The sequence below is a fragment of the Bradyrhizobium sp. BRP20 genome (genome assembly GCF_020194215.1).
GTDB lineage: Bacteria > Pseudomonadota > Alphaproteobacteria > Rhizobiales > Xanthobacteraceae > Bradyrhizobium > Bradyrhizobium yuanmingense.
Genome location: NZ_JADYVY010000001.1, coordinates 539,452 through 554,296, shown reverse-complemented (window position 1 = coordinate 554,296; position 14,845 = coordinate 539,452). Strand labels below are relative to the sequence as shown.

The following is a 14,845-nucleotide window of genomic DNA, read 5'->3' as shown; positions in this document are numbered from 1 at the left end:
ACGTCGAGCGACCGAAGCAAACCCGGAGCGCCCAGCATCTCTCTCAAAGAGATGCCATGTCGAAGGTGACTTCGCTCTTTGCAACCGTGACTGGCAGCCGGAGGCGAACCGGCGCACCCCGCTCTCAACGGGGGACGCGACTTAAAGCAACGACGGATCGGGCTTTTTTGGTCTCTACCGGCAGTCCAACGCCGGCGCGGGCTACTGAAAAGGCTTGTCCTTCATTGCCAGGTGAGCGGGCGGGAAACTCTCCCAACCAATCCACGGCAGCACAGTCTGGTTTGAGTTTTTTGGCCCCAGCGCGCCTCCATCGCGCGATGCGGCCGAAGCACTCTCATCAGACGTCACGTTGATACGGCTCCCGTCGCTGGGACCGTTGGAGAGTGCCATGACCGAACGTATCCAGGAATTCCTGCGCAACCGCCGCAACGAAGGCCTCGACACCGAGCCGTGCCTCGTCGTCGACCTCGAGGTCGTGCGCGACAATTACCAGAGCTTCGCCAAGGCGCTGCCCGACAGCCGCGTGTTCTATGCCGTCAAGGCGAACCCGGCGCCGGAAGTGCTGGCCTTGCTGGCGTCCATGGGCTCCTGCTTCGACACCGCCACGGTCGCCGAGATCGAGATGGCGCTGGCTGCGGGTGCGACGCCCGACCGCATCTCCTTCGGCAACACGATCAAGAAGGAGCGCGACATCGCTCGCGCCTTCGCGCTCGGCATTCGCCTGTTCGCGGTCGATTGCGCCGCCGAGGTCGAGAAGATCGCCCGCGCCGCTCCCGGTGCGAAGGTGTTCTGCCGCATCCTCTATGACTGCGCCGGCGCCGAGTGGCCGCTGTCGCGCAAGTTCGGCTGCGACCCGGAGATGGCGGTCGAGGTGCTCGACCTCGCCAAGCGCCTGGGCCTGGAGCCGTGCGGCATCTCCTTCCATGTCGGCTCGCAACAGCGCAAGGTGAAGGCGTGGGACCGTGCACTGGCGATGGCCTCGCAGGTGTTCCGCGACTGCGCCGAACGCGGCATCAACCTGTCCATGGTCAACATGGGCGGCGGCTTCCCGACCAAGTACCTGAAGGACGTGCCGCCGGTCGTCACCTACGGCCGCTCGATCTTCCGCGCGCTGCGCAAGCACTTCGGCAACCAGATTCCGGAGACCATCATCGAGCCGGGCCGCGGCATGGTGGGCAACGCCGGCATCATCGAATCCGAGGTCGTGCTCATCTCGAAGAAGAGCGATGAGGACGAGGTGCGCTGGGTGTACCTGGACATCGGCAAGTTCGGCGGTCTCGCCGAGACCATGGACGAGTCGATCCGCTACGCCATCCGCACCCGTCACGACGGCGCGGACATGACCCCGTGCGTGCTCGCAGGTCCGACCTGCGACAGCGCCGATGTGCTGTACGAGAAGACCCCGTATCCGCTTCCGGTGACGCTCGAGATCGGCGACAAGGTGCTGATCGAAGGCACCGGGGCTTATACGTCGACCTACTCGTCGGTGGCGTTCAACGGCATTCCGCCGCTGCGGACGTACCACATCTGATCCGCCTCTCTTTTCCAGAGGCCTGACGAACCCGGGAGCCGGTCCGCCGGCTCCTCATCCAACATCTCGATTTCTGACGACGTCTTGGACAGGCGTGCTGTGCGCCCGCCGGTTCAAGCGGGGACTGACGTGCCATGACTGCTCCTCGGAAGCCGCAAGTTGCCCTCACCTCGAAAGCCGCTCCGTTCGTGATCCGTGCGGAACGTGCTGGAGACGTCGCGACGCGTGAAGCGCTGCTCGATGCCTGCTTTGGCGAGAACCGCCATGGCCGCACCTGCCAGCGCCTGCGCGACGGACGCGCGCCCGCTGCAGGCCTTGCCCTGTCGGCGATGCGCGAGGGCAAGCTCGTGGGAACCGTGCGGCTGTGGCATGTCAGCGCCGGAGGCAGGCCCGCTCTGGTCCTCGGACCGCTGGCGGTCGACCCTGCCTGCCGCGAGCTCGGGATCGGCGCCGCGCTGATGCAACAAGCGCTGGCTGCCGCCCGGGCGCGCGGGCATGGCGCCGTGATCCTGCTCGGCGATGCCCCCTATTACGCCCGCTTCGGCTTCACAGCCGAGAAGACCGCCGAGCTGTCGCTGCCCGGCCCGTTCGAGCGCAACCGCCTGCTGGCGATCGAGTTCACTGATGGCGCGCTTGATGGCGCCGCCGGGATGATCGTCCCGACCGGCGCGGCCCTGCCCAAACGGAGGTCGGTTCGCGCGCCTGAGGCGCACGCGGCCTGAGGGATCGCTCGTGTAGCGACGACCGCAGCCGCATTGAGCGGCAACGCCCTGCCGCGCCTGCGCGAGGCCCGTTCCTTTGGGGTTGCGCAGGCGCCGGAAACGCCCTTTAACCCCGCGAAACACCCCCTTCAGTCGAGGCCCATGACCATGTCCCGTCGCCTGATCTCCACCGGCTCCCCGCTCGAGAAGTCCGTCGGCTACAGCCGTGCCGTGATCGACGGCGAGTTCGCCTTCGTCGCGGGAACGACCGGCTATGACTACACCACGATGACGATGCCATCAGATGTCACGAGCCAGTCACGCAACTGCTTCAAGACCATCGCCGCCGCCCTGAAGGAGGGCGGATTCGAGATGGCCGATATCGTCCGTGCGACCTATTACGTGACCGACGCCAGCTATATCGATGCCCACTTCGCCGTCTGCGGCGAGGTCCTCGGCGACATCAGGCCGGCGGCGACCTTGCTGGTCGTCTCTGCCCTGGCGAGGCCCGAGATGAAGGTCGAGATTGAAGTCACCGCCAAGCGCCGCAGCATCTGACAAGCGCTGCAGCGCCTGATCCATCCCTCACTGCCAGCACGTTCCGGAGAATCCATCCCATGAGCCCTCCCTCGCAGATCTACGCGAAGATCACCGGCCCCATCGTCATGGTCGGCTTCGGCTCCATCGGCAAAGGCACGCTGCCCCTGATCGAGCGGCATCTCGATTACGACAAGTCCCGCATCACCGTGCTCGACCCCAAGGACGAGGGCCGCAAGGCGCTTTGCGAGAAGCACAATGTCCGCTTCATCCAGAAAGGGCTGACCAAGGACAATTACCGCGAGGTGCTGACCCCGCTGCTCACCGAGGGCGGCGGCCAGGGGTTCTGCGTCAATCTGTCGGTCGATACCGGCTCGACCGACATCATGGAGCTCTGCAACGAGCTCGGCGCGCTCTACATCGACACCGTCAACGAGCCCTGGCTTGGCTTCTATTTCGATTCCTCGAAGGGTCCGGAAGCGCGCTCCAATTACGCGCTACGCGAAACGACGCTGGCCGCCAAGAAGGCCCGTCCCGCCGGCTCGACCACGGCCATCTCCTGCTGCGGCGCCAATCCCGGCATGGTCTCCTTCTTCGTCAAGCAGGCGCTGCTCAATGTCGCCACCGATCTGAAGCTCAATGCACCCAGGCCGAAGACCAAGGGCGAATGGGCGGATTTGATGCGGCAGGCCGGCATCAAGGGCATCCACATCGCCGAGCGCGACACCCAGCGCTCGAAGAAGCCGAAGGAGCCGGACGTCTTCGTCAACACCTGGTCGGTGGAAGGCTTCCTGTCGGAAGGCATGCAGCCATCCGAGCTCGGCTGGGGCACCCACGAGAAATGGATGCCCGAGAATGCGCACACCCATGAAGCCGGCTGCGGCGCTGCCATCTATCTGATGCAGCCCGGCGCCAACACGCGCGTGCGCACCTGGTGCCCGACCCGCGGCGCCCAGTATGGCTTCCTCGTCACCCACAACGAGTCGATCTCGATCGCCGATTACTTCACCGTGCGCGATGCGTCGGGCAAGGCGATTTACCGGCCGACCTGCCACTATGCCTACCATCCGGCCGACGATGCCGTGCTGTCGCTGCATGAAATGTTCGGCCGCGCCGGGAAGATGCAGGAGAAGCACCACATCCTCGACGAGAACGAGATCGTCGACGGCATCGACGAGCTCGGCGTGCTGCTGTTCGGCCATGACAAGAACGCCTATTGGTTCGGCTCGCAGCTCTCCATCGAAGAGACCCGCGAGCTCGCGCCCTACCAGAACGCCACCGGCCTGCAGGTGACCTCCGCCGTGCTCGGCGGCATGGTCTGGGCGCTGGAGAACCCGAACGAAGGCATCGTCGAGGCCGACGAGATGGATTTCGAGCGCCTGCTCGAAATTCAGCTGCCCTATCTCGGCCCGGTGAAGGGCTTTTATACCGACTGGACGCCGCTGACGGATCGTCCGGGACTGTTCCCGGAGGACATCGACACCAGCGATCCCTGGCAGTTCCGGAATATTCTGGTGCGGTGAGGCGGGCTCTCTCCGCCCGTCATTCCGGGGCGCGCCACTTGGCGCGAGCCCGGAATCCATCGGGCGGCAGACTCTGCAGGTAAATGGATTCTCCGGTGCGCAATTGCGCACCGTAGTTCGCGCTTCGCGCGCCCCGGAATGACCGGAAAAACTACTTCTTCTCCATCGGCGGCGCGATCTTCTCGGCCGGGGCCGGCGGCAGCGCCGGTTTGGCCGCACCAGCCGCGCCCTGAGTCTGCGGCTCCGGCCGTGCCGGCTCGGGGGCCGGCGTGGTCGGGCGATCACCGCCGGGCTTCGCCTCCGCGGGCACCTTGCTCTGTTCGTCGGACGGGGTGCCCTGGAGCGGGGGCGTCGCCTGCGCCAGCTGCATGCGGCTTTCGGCGCGGATTTGCGCCAGGGACATCACCGACACCGCAACGCCTGCTGCGAACAGCGCACCGGCGATTGTCAGGTTGAGCTTCAGTGTACGTTTGTCATCTCGGCCGGGCATGTCGATCACCGCCTTTGTTCGCGGAATCAACGAAACTGGGGCGCGCGGGTTCCGGAACCGAAAACGCGCGGAACGCACCGGCACGCGCCAAAACGCCGCGCTACTCGGTCGTGCTGACTTCCCAGGTTGCATGCCGCACGCCCGGCAGATGCTGCAGATCGGTCGCGACCGCGTTCAGCTCGTTCGGGTCGACCGCAGTCGCAACCAGCTTGGCGGCGATCTCCAGAATGCCCTCGCTGATCTCGGCGACTTCGATATCGGCCACGGCATATTTCGCCGCTTCGAGCTTGTCGACAAGGCGGTCGCGCATGTCGGGCAAGGCGTCGGCCGCAACCGCGAGCTTGAAATAGTAGGTCGCCTCCAGCGCCTTCTCGTTCAGCGGGATGCGGTTGATGGCGTTGACCAGCGGGCGCAGCATGGTGTTGCCGGCGATGACGAACACGGTCAGCGCGGCCGCCTGTGCGATCATGTCGGCGCCGGCACAGGAGCCGACCGCGGCCGAGGCCCACAGGGTCGCCGCGGTGTTGAGCCCGCGCACGTCCATGCCCTGCTTCATGATGACGCCGGCCCCCAGGAAGCCGATGCCGGAGACGACATAGGCGATCACCCGGACCGCGCCGTCGGCGCCGTCCAGCTGCATGGCGAGATCGACGAAGGCGGCAGCGCCCACCGCGACCAGCACGTTGGTGCGCAGCCCCGCGGTACGCTGGCGGTATTGCCGTTCGGCGCCGATCAGTGTGCCCAGCACGAAAGCCGTGATCAGGCTGACCAGGGTGTCGCCAAAGTCGGCAAGCTGGAAGGTCGTCAGAAATCGCATGGTTCCCTATACGGCGGGAACCATGACAGATTAAAGCTTGAGCAGACCGCCGTCCCCATTTTCGTCGGCAAAGGCCAGCAGCGTGCCTTTGGCGTTCCAGGCGATCGCGGCCACCGGCGGCGTGCCATTGCGGCGGACCAGGATCTCCGCGCCATCCTCCAGACGGACCATCAGCACGGTGCCATCGCTGTAACCGGCGGCGAGGATGTCGTTCTTGGGATGACAGGCGACCGCGGAGACGCGCGCCTGCAGCGGCGCGAGCATCGCGGGCTCCTTGCCCATCGGACCGTCCTTGCTGCCGAACGGCCAGATGATCACCGTGTCGGCGCCCGAGGTCGCCAGCCCCTTGCCGCCGGCGCTCCACGACATCGAGCGGACGCGGCCGGGATAGCCGGTCATGCGCATGTGCCTGTTGTCGGCGAGCCGCCAGCCGTGCAGCGCCGGCTCGTGCATGGCGGTGACCAGGAATTTGTTGTCGGGGCTGAAGGTGACCGCGTGATGCGAGCCGGCCCAAGGCAGGAATTCGGCCGATCCCGCCATGTTCGGAAACCACAGCGTCACGCCGTTGTAATGCGCGATTGCGAGCCGCAGGCCCTTCGGCGCGAAGGCAAGGCCGCCGACCGTCGAGGGCACGTCGATCGACTTCTCCTCGGCCTTGCCGCTCTTGACGGTCGCGGTCTTGCCGGCCGACCAGGCGAAGGCGCCGTCGGCGTGCAGCGCCACCGCGTCGATCCAGCGCCGCTTGGGATCGGTGGCGAGCAGCGTCACCTCGCCCTTGGCATCGAGCGAGACGACCTTGCCGTCGTCGCCGCCCATGACGAGGCGTTTGCCGTCGGAGGCGGTCGAGAGAATCCCGCCGCTATGCACGACAACCGTGGTAATCTCGCAATTGGCATCGACGAATGCGACGTTCTCCTCGCCGCCGACGAAGGCGGGGCGATCCTTCAGGAAATGCACCGAGGTCACTGCCATGCCGAGCGTAATCGGCTTGACGCGGTCGGTGACGGAAACGATCGAAGCGGACTCGGGCGTGGGCGTAAACTCCTTCATCACGAGACGATGCAGCTCTCGAAACCCTTGCGGATCGCCTCTTCGGGCAATTCGCGGCCGATGAAGACGAGGCGGCTCTCGCGCGGCTCGCCCTCCTTCCACTTCCGCTGGTGGTTGCCCTCCAGCATCATGTGGACGCCCTGGAAGACGTAGCGATCGTCGTCGTCGTGGAAGGCGAGGATGCCCTTGGAGCGCAGGATCTTGCCGCCCTCGACCTGCACCAGGTTCTGCAGCCAGGGCATGAACACGTTGGGATCGAGCGGCTTGTCGGTCTTGAGCGAGAGCGATTGCATCTCCTCGTCGTGATAGTGCTTCAGGCCGTGGCCGTGATCATGGTGATGGTGATCGTGGCCGTGATGGTGGTGATGATCATGATCGTGGTCATGATCGTCGGCCTCCAGGAAGTCAGGCTCGATGTCGAGGATGCGGTCGAGGTCGAATGCGCCGCGGTCGAGCACGTCGGCCAGCGCCACCGCGCAGCGCTCGGTGCGATGCAGCTTCGCATAGGGATTGATGCCGCGAATGCGGGCCTCGACCTCGGCGAGCTCGCCCTTGTTGACGAGGTCGGTCTTGTTCAGAACGATGACGTCGGCAAAGGCGATCTGGTTCTTGGCCTCTGGTGCATCCTTCAAACGGTCGGACAGCCATTTGGCGTCGGCGACCGTCACGACCGCATCGAGCCGGGCGTTCTTCTGCACGTCCTCATCGACGAAGAAAGTCTGCGCGACGGGGGCGGGATCGGCAAGACCGGTGGTCTCGACGATGATGGCGTCGAACTTGCCCTTGCGCTTCATCAGGCCGTCCATGATGCGGACGAGGTCGCCTCGTACGGTGCAGCAGATGCAGCCGTTGTTCATCTCGAACACTTCCTCATCGGCGCCGATGATGAGGTCGTTGTCGATGCCGATCTCGCCGAATTCGTTGACGATGACGGCGTATTTCTTGCCGTGGTTCTCCGACAGGATGCGGTTGAGCAGCGTGGTCTTGCCGGCGCCGAGATAGCCGGTCAGCACGGTCACGGGAATCTTCTGGGAGGTCGCGTCAGACATAACAACTCCGGACTTCAAGGCTTTTTCGCGCGACGCGAGGCGGGGTGGCCCCTGCCCTAATGGTCAAGCGCGCTGGTCAGGGCCTTTATATTGTGCCTGACCATGTCAATGTAAGTGGGTGCAGGGCCCTTTTCGCCGGTCAAACCGTCCGAAACCAGGGTGCCACCGACCCTGGCGCCGGTCTCGGCGGCGATCCGCCGGATCAGGCGATCGTCGCTGATATTTTCAAGGAACACGGCCGGGATTTTCTGAGCCTTGATCTGGCCGATGATGGCGGCGATATCTCGCGCGCTCGGCTCGCTCTCCGTGGAGACGCCCCGGGGGGCGATGAACCGGATACCGTATTCGCTGGAGAAATAGCCGAAGGCGTCATGGGTGGAGATCACCTTGCGCCGCTCCGGCGGGATTTTTGCGACAGCGTCGCGGACCTCGCGATCCAGCGTTTCGAGCTTTTCCAGATAGGCCTTGGCCTGGGCGCGGAAGAACTCTGCATCGTCAGGAGCGGCCGTGGCGAGCGCGCTCGCAATGTCGGTGACGTAGATCTTGGCGTTCGGGATAGACTGCCAGGCGTGGGGATCAGCGGCCGAGCCCAGCTTCAGCGGCACGATGCCGGCGCTCGCGGTGATCACCTTGGCCTTGCTGCCTGCGGATTGCACGAGGCGCGGCAGCCAGCCCTCCAGCCCGAGCCCGTTGACGATGACGAGCTTCGCCGCCGCGACCCGCTTGGCATCGCTAGGGGCCGGCGTATAGACGTGGACGTCGCCGTCGGGCCCGACCAGCGTCGTCAGGTTGATGCGGTCGCCACCGACATTGCGGACGAAATCGCCGAGGATCGAGAAACTCGCGACGACGTTGAGCCGCTCCGCGGCCTCAAGCGGCGAGGCGATCAGCAACAGCGCACAAACCAGGATGAGCCGCATCGTCATGCTTCCAGATGCCGGCCGGGAAACAGCTGCCGGACGATGCCGCCGACGCGGCCGAACAGGACGGAGACGATGTAGAGCACCGTCGCTACCAGAATGATCGCGGGACCCGAGGGCACGCGGGTCTGGAATGAGAGCACGAGGCCGGCATAGCCGGAGACCCCGGCAGCAATGACGGCGATGCAGATCATCGCGGTGAGATCGCGCGACCAGAACCTTGCGATGCCCGCAGGCAGGATCATCAGCCCCACCGCCAGCAGCGTGCCCAGCGCCTGAAAGCCGTTGACGAGATTGATGACGACCAGCGCGAGGAAGGCGAGATGGGCGGGGCCACCGGCGCGGCTCACGGTGCGCAGGAACAGGGGATCGACGCTCTCGATCACCAGCGGGCGGTAGATCACCGCGAGCACTAGCAGCGTCACCGTGGCGTTGAAGGCGACCACCAGCAGGGTCTGATCGTCCATTGCGAGGATGTTGCCGAACAGCACGTGCAGGAGATCGATGTTGGTGCCCTTGATCGAGACGATGGTGACGCCGAGCGCAAGCGAAGCGAGATAGAAGGTCGCGAGCGAGGCGTCCTCCTTCAGCCCGGTCGAGCGTGCGACCACGCCAGCGAGGATCGCGACGGCAAAGCCGGCGACCAGGCCACCGGCCGTCATCGCGAACAGATTGAGGCCGGAGAGCAGGAAACCGACCGCCGCGCCAGGCAGGATCGCGTGCGCCATGGCGTCGCCGACGAGGCTCATCCGGCGCAGCATCAGGAACACGCCGATCGGCGCCCCCGCCAGCGCCAACGCGATCACCGCGGCGAGCGCGCGCCGCATGAACTCGAATTCGGTGAACGGACCGATCAGCGCGTCATAGAGCATCGGATATCAGGCCGCCCGCGAGCTGATATCATCGGCCGCGCAGGCCGCGGCGCTGTCGTCGAAGGCCTCGCACATCCGCATCGCGACCAGCAGATTTTCCGGCGTCAGCACCTCCGCCGTCGGACCCCACGCGACCGGGCCGCGCGCCAGCACCAGCGTTTCGGTGAAATGATTGCGCACCATCTCCATGTCGTGCAGCGCGGCGAGCACGGTGCGACCCTCGCCATGCCAGCGCCTCACCAGCGCGAGCAGATCGGCGGTGGTCTTGCTGTCGATGGCGTTGAAGGGCTCGTCGAGCACGATCAGGCTGGCATCCTGGAGCAGCACACGGGCGAACAGCACGCGCTGCATCTGACCGCCGGAGAGCGTGCCGATCGGGCGGTTCTCGAAACCGCTGAGGCCAACGGCTCCGATTGCCCGGAGAATTTTGTCGCGCGCGGCCTTGCCGATGCCGCCGAACAGGCCTGCGCCACGCCACAGCCCGGTGCCGACGAAATCGAACACCGAAATCGGGAAGCTGCGGTCGATCTCCGCGCTCTGCGGCAGATAGGCGATGTCGCGGGCATCGAGCCCGCCGAGATGGATCGTGCCGTCGAGCGGCCTCAGGATGCCGACGATGCCGCGCAACAGCGTCGACTTGCCGGCGCCGTTCGGGCCGATCACGGCGACCAGCGCGCCCGGCGCGACCTCGCCGCTGAGATGATGCACGGCGGGGTGCCGGTCATAGCCGAGCGTGACGTTGTGAAAGTGCAGCGCTGCCATCGTCACCTCATCGCCAGCAAGACGATGCCCCACAGCACAGCACAGACCGCGAGCGCGGCCGCGAGACGGCCCGCCATGGTCATGCGCAGGATCGACCAGGGCGCGGTCTGGGCCGGATGCGGCGAGGTCGCATCGTGGACATGGGCGTGGGCGTGATCGTGCCCGTGCGAATGTCCATGGCCGTGACCATGGGAATGGCCATGAGCATGGTCGTGCTGGTGGGCGTGGGACGCGGCGGGAGCCATTTGCGGACGTTATATTATAACATTACGCCTGTCCACGGCGGGACTGACATCGCGGCTCAGGGCTTGCCGATCACCATGGCGATGGCGGCTGCCACGAATGGGAACGGCACCGAGACGGCGCAGCGGAACCAGACGAAACGGGCGGGCATGAACGGGATCTCCCACAAGATCACCCGCTGGAAGGCGAACAGCGCCCAGGCGACGACATAGGCAACCACCTGCGGCACCCCGCCCCCCGACTTCAACGCCACGGTGCCGATGGAGAAGCCGACCACGGGACCGCCGGGCGTGGCGGCGCCGGCGACCACGGCGGTGGCAACCCCGAGCCAGCCGCTATCAGGGCCGAGCCAGCCGGTGATCACCTCTTGCGGGATGATGGCGGCGATGTAGCCGGAGCCGATCACGCCAAGCGCAATCCGCGGCACGATGTTGACGAAATCCATCGTGCCTTCGCGCAGCGAGGCCACGAACACCGGGCGCCCACGACGAAAGGCGATCAGCCCGACGCCGAGCACCGAGCCCCACAGCAGGATGTCGATCAGAAGCGCTGCGCTCAACTCTCGTCGTCCTTCGCGAGCGGCTTCGGATAGAGCCTGACATAGACGAAGCGGCCGAGGGCGCCGGCGAGCACCGGCAGCGGCAGCGAGATCACGATCCGCCACAGCGTGAAATCGGTGCCCATGATCGGGATTTCCCAGGCGACCGCCCGGCCATAACCGATCAGCGTCCAGCTCACGACCATGGCGATGGTGGCGCCGAAATCGGCGCCGACCGCGAGCAGTGCGCTCGCCACCGGGTAGGCCGTGAAGGGACCGCCGGGCAGAATCGCGCCGAAGGCGGTGCCGATCAGCAGGCCCATCAGGCCGGATTTCGGCCCGAGCGAGCGCGAGACCTTCTCGTGCGGCAAGATCTCCGAGATGAAGGCCCCGAGCAGGCAGCCGGCGAGCACGCGCGGCAGGATGCCCGAGAACAGCGAGAGATCGTGGGTGAGGATGTCCAGAACGCCGTCGGTGCCGTCCCGCCGCCAGACCAGTGCCGCACTCACCGCCACCAGAGCTGCGATGATGATGGTCGACCAGCCGATCGGCTTGCGGACCCGGCCCGGCCGCGGCTCGGATTCCGCGTCGCCGGAAGGCGCTGGATGGTTCGGGGAAGGTTCTGACAACGGGCTAGAGTCGCTCGAGGGTGATGCCCGTCCTGATTAAGGGCGGTGTTCCCCCGATGCAAACGGTGTGACGACAGACCCATGCGCGCGCCACGCAGGGCAATTCCGCACAGCAAAAAGGCGGTCGCGCCTGCGACCGCCTTTGTTTCTGTCATTCCGGGGCGGCGCGTCAGCGCCGAACCCGGAATCCATCGGGCGTCACCCGAGCAGAAAAATGGATTCCGGGCTCGCGCTTCGCGCGCCCCGGAATGACACCTGTCACGCCTTCTCGAACAGGGACTCCACGTATTCCCAGTTCACGAGGTTCTCGACGAACGCCTTGAGATAGTCGGGACGGCGATTGCGATAGTCGATGTAGTAAGAGTGCTCCCAGACGTCGCAGCCGAGGATCGGTGTGGCGCCGTGCACCAGCGGATTCTCGCCGTTCGGCGTCTTGGAGATCTCGAGCTTGCCGTTCTTGACCTGGAGCCAGCACCAGCCGGAGCCGAACTGGCCGACGCCGGCCGCCTGGAAGTCGGTCTTGAACTTCTCGAAGCCGCCGAGGTCCTCGTTGATCTTCTTCTCGAGCTTGCCCGGCAGCTTGGTGCCGCCGCCATTGGGCTTCATCCAGCTCCAGAAGTGGATGTGGTTGTAGTGCTGGCCGGCGTTGTTGAACACCGCGGGGTTCTTGCCGAACGAGCCCTTGACGATCTCTTCAAGGGACTTGCCTTCCCATTCGGTCCCCTTGAGCGCGTTGTTGCCGTTGGTGACGTAGGCCTGATGATGCTTGTCGTGGTGATATTCCAGCGTCTCCTTCGACATGTACTGGCCGAGGGCGTCATAGGCGTAAGGAAGTGGGGGCAGCGTAAAGGTCATGGCTTCTTGTCCGCAACTGGTGGGGAACGAGTTCTAACGGTCACCCCTTATAGAAGGTTCCGCGGCCATTAAATACCTCAGAATTTGCGAAAAGGCGTGACTTGGCGCGTCCTGCTTGAATGCACAAATTCGCCGCAACCCGGCCGCCGTGATCAGACCTGCGGTTCGCTGTAAAATATCATTGCCTTTGAGGCGCTTAAGACAGAACAAACGCGCGAAGAAGCGGAGCTGTGGAGGACGAGGCCATGAGCATCGAGATCGACATATTGAACGGCGACGCCTCGTGGCCGAGGGCCGAGCCGCTACTTCAGGCGGTCTGGGCACCGCAGTTGGTCGCAGGCAAGCCCTGGGCTCATGTCAAATGGGCCAATGCCGATCTCCGCGTGCTGGTCGAGACGCCCGAGGATGGTCTCGTGTGCCATGTCGGCATCTACTTCCGCACCATCACCTGGAATGGACAGAAGGTTCATATCGGCGGCATCGGCGGCGTCTCGACGCGCGAGGACCAGCGCGGCCGTGGCTATGCGACCGTGGCGATCGACGCGGCGGTGCATACCATGCGCGCCAACGAGGCGGTTCGGTTCGCCCTACTGGTCTGCGAGCCGCACAATTTCGCGTTCTACGAGGCCCGGAGCTGGCTGCCGTTCAAAGGCGAGGTCTATTGCGAACAGCCGGAAGGGCGGATTCGGTTCACCTACATGGCGCCCTATGTCTTCCACATCGTGCGCGCGCCGACGCTGGGCACCATCGACCTATGCGGCCTGCCGTGGTGAGCCCTGCGTGAGCCAGGGCTGCGCCGGCCGGCTCATTCTCTTATAATATGTCGGTCATCATTTAATTTTCCGCCCGGTGAACATGACGATCGACGCCCCCGCAGATGCCGTCCCGCCGGTTGCGCCGGTCGCCTCCCCCATCGCGAGCCTCCTGACCGCGCCGATCCTGCCGACGCTGCTGCGGCTCGCGATCCCCAACATGATCGCGATGGTCGGCAGCACGCTCGTCGCAGTGGCTGAGACCTCCTATATCGGCCGGCTCGGCACCATCCCGCTCGCCGCGATCGCGCTGGTGTTTCCGTTCGCGATGCTGACGCAGATGATGAGCGCGGGCGCGATGGGCGGCGGCGTCTCGTCCGCAATCAGCCGCGCTCTCGGCGCAGGGGATCGCGACCGCGCCGCGACGCTGGCGCTGCATGCCGCCATCATCGGCCTTTGCGGCGGGCTGTTCTTCACGGTGATGATGCTCGCCTTCGGCCGCTCCTTCTTCGCGCTGCTCGGCGGACGCGAGCGCGTGCTCGAGGAGGCCAGCGGCTATTCGCAGGTGCTGTTCTCCGGCGCGGTCGCGATCTGGCTCGTCAACACGCTGGCCTCGGTGATCCGCGGTACCGGCGACATGCGCCTGCCTTCGATGATTCTGATCGGCGCGAGCGCGCTGCAGATCGTGCTCGGCGGCACGCTGGGGCTCGGCCTGTTCGGAGTGCCGCAATTCGGCATGCCGGGCGTGGCGAGCGGGCAGCTGATCGCGTTCAGCTGCGCGGCGATCTTCTTCATCTGGTATCTGTTGTCGGGGCGCAGCCGGCTGCCGCTGGATGTCCGCGCCTTTCATTTCGAGCGCGCGATGTTCCTGGACATTCTCAAAGTTGGCGCGGTGGCCTGCCTGTCGCCGCTGCAGACCGTGCTCACCATTCTGATCTTCACGAAGATCCTCGCGACCTTCGGCACCGAGATGCTGGCGGGCTACGGTATCGGCTCGCGGCTGGAATTTCTGCTGATCCCGATCACCTTCGCCTTCGGCATCGCCTCGGTGCCGATGGTCGGCATGGCGATCGGCGCCGGGCATGTGAAGCGCGCGCGGCGTGTCGCCTGGACCGCAGCTGCCGCCTCGGGACTCACGGTGGGGCTGATCGGTCTCGTCGTTGCGCTCGCGCCGTCACTGTGGGTCGGGCTCTTCACCCGCGATCCCGGCGTCACCGCCGCAGCGCACAGCTATTTCCACTGGGCCGGTCCGGCCTTCGTGTTCTTCGGCATGGGCGTGTCGCTTTACTTCTCCTCGCAAGGCGCCGCACGCGTCGGCGGGCCCGTGCTCGCCTCGACGGCACGGCTTCTGATCGTCGCGATCGGCGGCATCGGACTGATGACCGCGCAGGCTCCGGCCTGGACCCTGTTCGCGCTGGTCGGGGGCGCCATGGTCGTGTTCGGGCTTTCGACCGCCGCCTCGGTCGCATTCGCGCGCTGGGGCAAATGATCGCAGGCAAATAAGCGCCGCCAGATAAGCTCAGAGATGTGATTCCCTCGGGCGTTGCGCGCGCTCGATTTGCTGCTATGGAGTCGC

17 protein-coding genes are annotated in these 14,845 nt (G+C 65.5%); 6 read left to right on the top strand and 11 right to left on the bottom strand.

The genetic code is table 11. The features are described 5' to 3' along the window. The first annotated feature begins 388 nt into the window (after positions 1-388). From I6F33_RS02665 to I6F33_RS02650, 4 genes are all read left to right on the top strand, one after another. A complete protein-coding gene (locus I6F33_RS02665; RefSeq protein ID WP_035997723.1) occupies positions 389-1,531 on the top strand; it encodes a type III PLP-dependent enzyme in 1,143 nt (380 codons plus the stop codon). A 134-nt stretch (positions 1,532-1,665) separates the two neighbouring features. Next, positions 1,666-2,253, top strand: a complete 588-nt coding sequence (locus tag I6F33_RS02660; protein ID WP_035997718.1) for a GNAT family N-acetyltransferase — start codon at positions 1,666-1,668, stop codon at positions 2,251-2,253. A 147-nt stretch (positions 2,254-2,400) separates the two neighbouring features. Next, complete coding sequence (locus I6F33_RS02655; protein WP_036036634.1) at positions 2,401-2,790, top strand: RidA family protein; 390 nt, start codon at positions 2,401-2,403, stop codon at positions 2,788-2,790. A gap of 59 nt (positions 2,791-2,849) precedes the next feature. Then, the gene (locus tag I6F33_RS02650) at positions 2,850-4,292 is read left to right on the top strand and encodes a homospermidine synthase (RefSeq protein ID WP_225140974.1); all 1,443 of its coding nucleotides are present in this window, start codon (positions 2,850-2,852) and stop codon (positions 4,290-4,292) included. Positions 4,293-4,443: 151 nt separating this feature from the next. Here I6F33_RS02650 and I6F33_RS02645 read toward each other — a convergent pair whose 3' ends face one another. From I6F33_RS02645 to I6F33_RS02595, 11 genes are all read right to left on the bottom strand, one after another. Then, positions 4,444-4,782: a hypothetical protein gene (locus tag I6F33_RS02645; RefSeq protein ID WP_225139359.1), complete on the bottom strand. Its 339-nt coding sequence runs from the start codon at positions 4,780-4,782 to the stop codon at positions 4,444-4,446. 100 nt (positions 4,783-4,882) lie between these two features. Then, positions 4,883-5,599 (bottom strand): MgtC/SapB family protein, encoded by a 717-nt coding sequence (locus tag I6F33_RS02640; RefSeq protein WP_036021362.1) that lies wholly within the window; start codon positions 5,597-5,599, stop codon positions 4,883-4,885. 30 nt (positions 5,600-5,629) lie between these two features. After that, positions 5,630-6,649, bottom strand: a complete 1,020-nt coding sequence (locus I6F33_RS02635) for a WD40 repeat domain-containing protein (protein WP_225140972.1) — start codon at positions 6,647-6,649, stop codon at positions 5,630-5,632. Further along, entirely contained in the window at positions 6,649-7,698 is a 1,050-nt protein-coding gene (locus tag I6F33_RS02630; protein ID WP_036036600.1) for a GTP-binding protein, read from the bottom strand. Before I6F33_RS02630 ends, I6F33_RS02635 begins: the two co-directional genes overlap by 1 nt. A 56-nt stretch (positions 7,699-7,754) precedes the next feature. Continuing rightward, the gene (locus I6F33_RS02625; protein WP_225141301.1) at positions 7,755-8,618 is read right to left on the bottom strand and encodes a metal ABC transporter substrate-binding protein; all 864 of its coding nucleotides are present in this window, start codon (positions 8,616-8,618) and stop codon (positions 7,755-7,757) included. Positions 8,619-8,620: 2 nt separating this feature from the next. Continuing rightward, entirely contained in the window at positions 8,621-9,490 is an 870-nt protein-coding gene (locus I6F33_RS02620) for a metal ABC transporter permease (RefSeq protein WP_035997704.1), read from the bottom strand. 6 nt (positions 9,491-9,496) lie between these two features. Further along, positions 9,497-10,252, bottom strand: coding sequence for a metal ABC transporter ATP-binding protein (locus tag I6F33_RS02615; protein ID WP_225140970.1), 756 nt, complete (start codon positions 10,250-10,252; stop codon positions 9,497-9,499). 2 nt (positions 10,253-10,254) lie between these two features. Beyond that, positions 10,255-10,497: a hypothetical protein gene (locus tag I6F33_RS02610; RefSeq protein WP_035997699.1), complete on the bottom strand. Its 243-nt coding sequence runs from the start codon at positions 10,495-10,497 to the stop codon at positions 10,255-10,257. 56 nt (positions 10,498-10,553) lie between these two features. Further along, positions 10,554-11,054, bottom strand: a complete 501-nt coding sequence (locus tag I6F33_RS02605) for a hypothetical protein (RefSeq protein ID WP_036036588.1) — start codon at positions 11,052-11,054, stop codon at positions 10,554-10,556. After that, positions 11,051-11,662: a permease gene (locus I6F33_RS02600; RefSeq protein ID WP_057028225.1), complete on the bottom strand. Its 612-nt coding sequence runs from the start codon at positions 11,660-11,662 to the stop codon at positions 11,051-11,053. Before I6F33_RS02600 ends, I6F33_RS02605 begins: the two co-directional genes overlap by 4 nt. A gap of 258 nt (positions 11,663-11,920) precedes the next feature. Beyond that, positions 11,921-12,517: a superoxide dismutase gene (locus I6F33_RS02595; protein WP_027573470.1), complete on the bottom strand. Its 597-nt coding sequence runs from the start codon at positions 12,515-12,517 to the stop codon at positions 11,921-11,923. Between the two features lie 245 nt (positions 12,518-12,762). On the opposite strand from I6F33_RS02595, the gene I6F33_RS02590 reads away from it, so the two are divergent. Continuing rightward, entirely contained in the window at positions 12,763-13,290 is a 528-nt protein-coding gene (locus I6F33_RS02590; protein ID WP_035997755.1) for a GNAT family N-acetyltransferase, read from the top strand. 82 nt (positions 13,291-13,372) lie between these two features. Then, positions 13,373-14,758 carry an MATE family efflux transporter gene (locus I6F33_RS02585; protein WP_035997689.1) on the top strand — a complete coding sequence of 462 codons (1,386 nt, stop codon included), beginning with the start codon at positions 13,373-13,375 and terminating at the stop codon, positions 14,756-14,758. The last annotated feature ends 87 nt before the right edge of the window (positions 14,759-14,845 follow it).

Coding starts and splice junctions, on each gene's coding strand:
- I6F33_RS02625 (WP_225141301.1), bottom strand. CDS start 8,618: ATGCGGCTCATCCTGGTTTGTGCGCTGTTGCTGATCGCCTCGCCGCTT.
- I6F33_RS02655 (WP_036036634.1), top strand. CDS start 2,401: ATGTCCCGTCGCCTGATCTCCACCGGCTCCCCGCTCGAGAAGTCCGTC.
- I6F33_RS02635 (WP_225140972.1), bottom strand. CDS start 6,649: ATGAAGGAGTTTACGCCCACGCCCGAGTCCGCTTCGATCGTTTCCGTC.
- I6F33_RS02590 (WP_035997755.1), top strand. CDS start 12,763: ATGAGCATCGAGATCGACATATTGAACGGCGACGCCTCGTGGCCGAGG.
- I6F33_RS02645 (WP_225139359.1), bottom strand. CDS start 4,782: ATGCCCGGCCGAGATGACAAACGTACACTGAAGCTCAACCTGACAATC.
- I6F33_RS02630 (WP_036036600.1), bottom strand. CDS start 7,698: ATGTCTGACGCGACCTCCCAGAAGATTCCCGTGACCGTGCTGACCGGC.
- I6F33_RS02665 (WP_035997723.1), top strand. CDS start 389: ATGACCGAACGTATCCAGGAATTCCTGCGCAACCGCCGCAACGAAGGC.
- I6F33_RS02650 (WP_225140974.1), top strand. CDS start 2,850: ATGAGCCCTCCCTCGCAGATCTACGCGAAGATCACCGGCCCCATCGTC.
- I6F33_RS02660 (WP_035997718.1), top strand. CDS start 1,666: ATGACTGCTCCTCGGAAGCCGCAAGTTGCCCTCACCTCGAAAGCCGCT.
- I6F33_RS02615 (WP_225140970.1), bottom strand. CDS start 10,252: ATGGCAGCGCTGCACTTTCACAACGTCACGCTCGGCTATGACCGGCAC.
- I6F33_RS02620 (WP_035997704.1), bottom strand. CDS start 9,490: ATGCTCTATGACGCGCTGATCGGTCCGTTCACCGAATTCGAGTTCATG.
- I6F33_RS02585 (WP_035997689.1), top strand. CDS start 13,373: ATGACGATCGACGCCCCCGCAGATGCCGTCCCGCCGGTTGCGCCGGTC.
- I6F33_RS02595 (WP_027573470.1), bottom strand. CDS start 12,517: ATGACCTTTACGCTGCCCCCACTTCCTTACGCCTATGACGCCCTCGGC.
- I6F33_RS02610 (WP_035997699.1), bottom strand. CDS start 10,497: ATGGCTCCCGCCGCGTCCCACGCCCACCAGCACGACCATGCTCATGGC.
- I6F33_RS02640 (WP_036021362.1), bottom strand. CDS start 5,599: ATGCGATTTCTGACGACCTTCCAGCTTGCCGACTTTGGCGACACCCTG.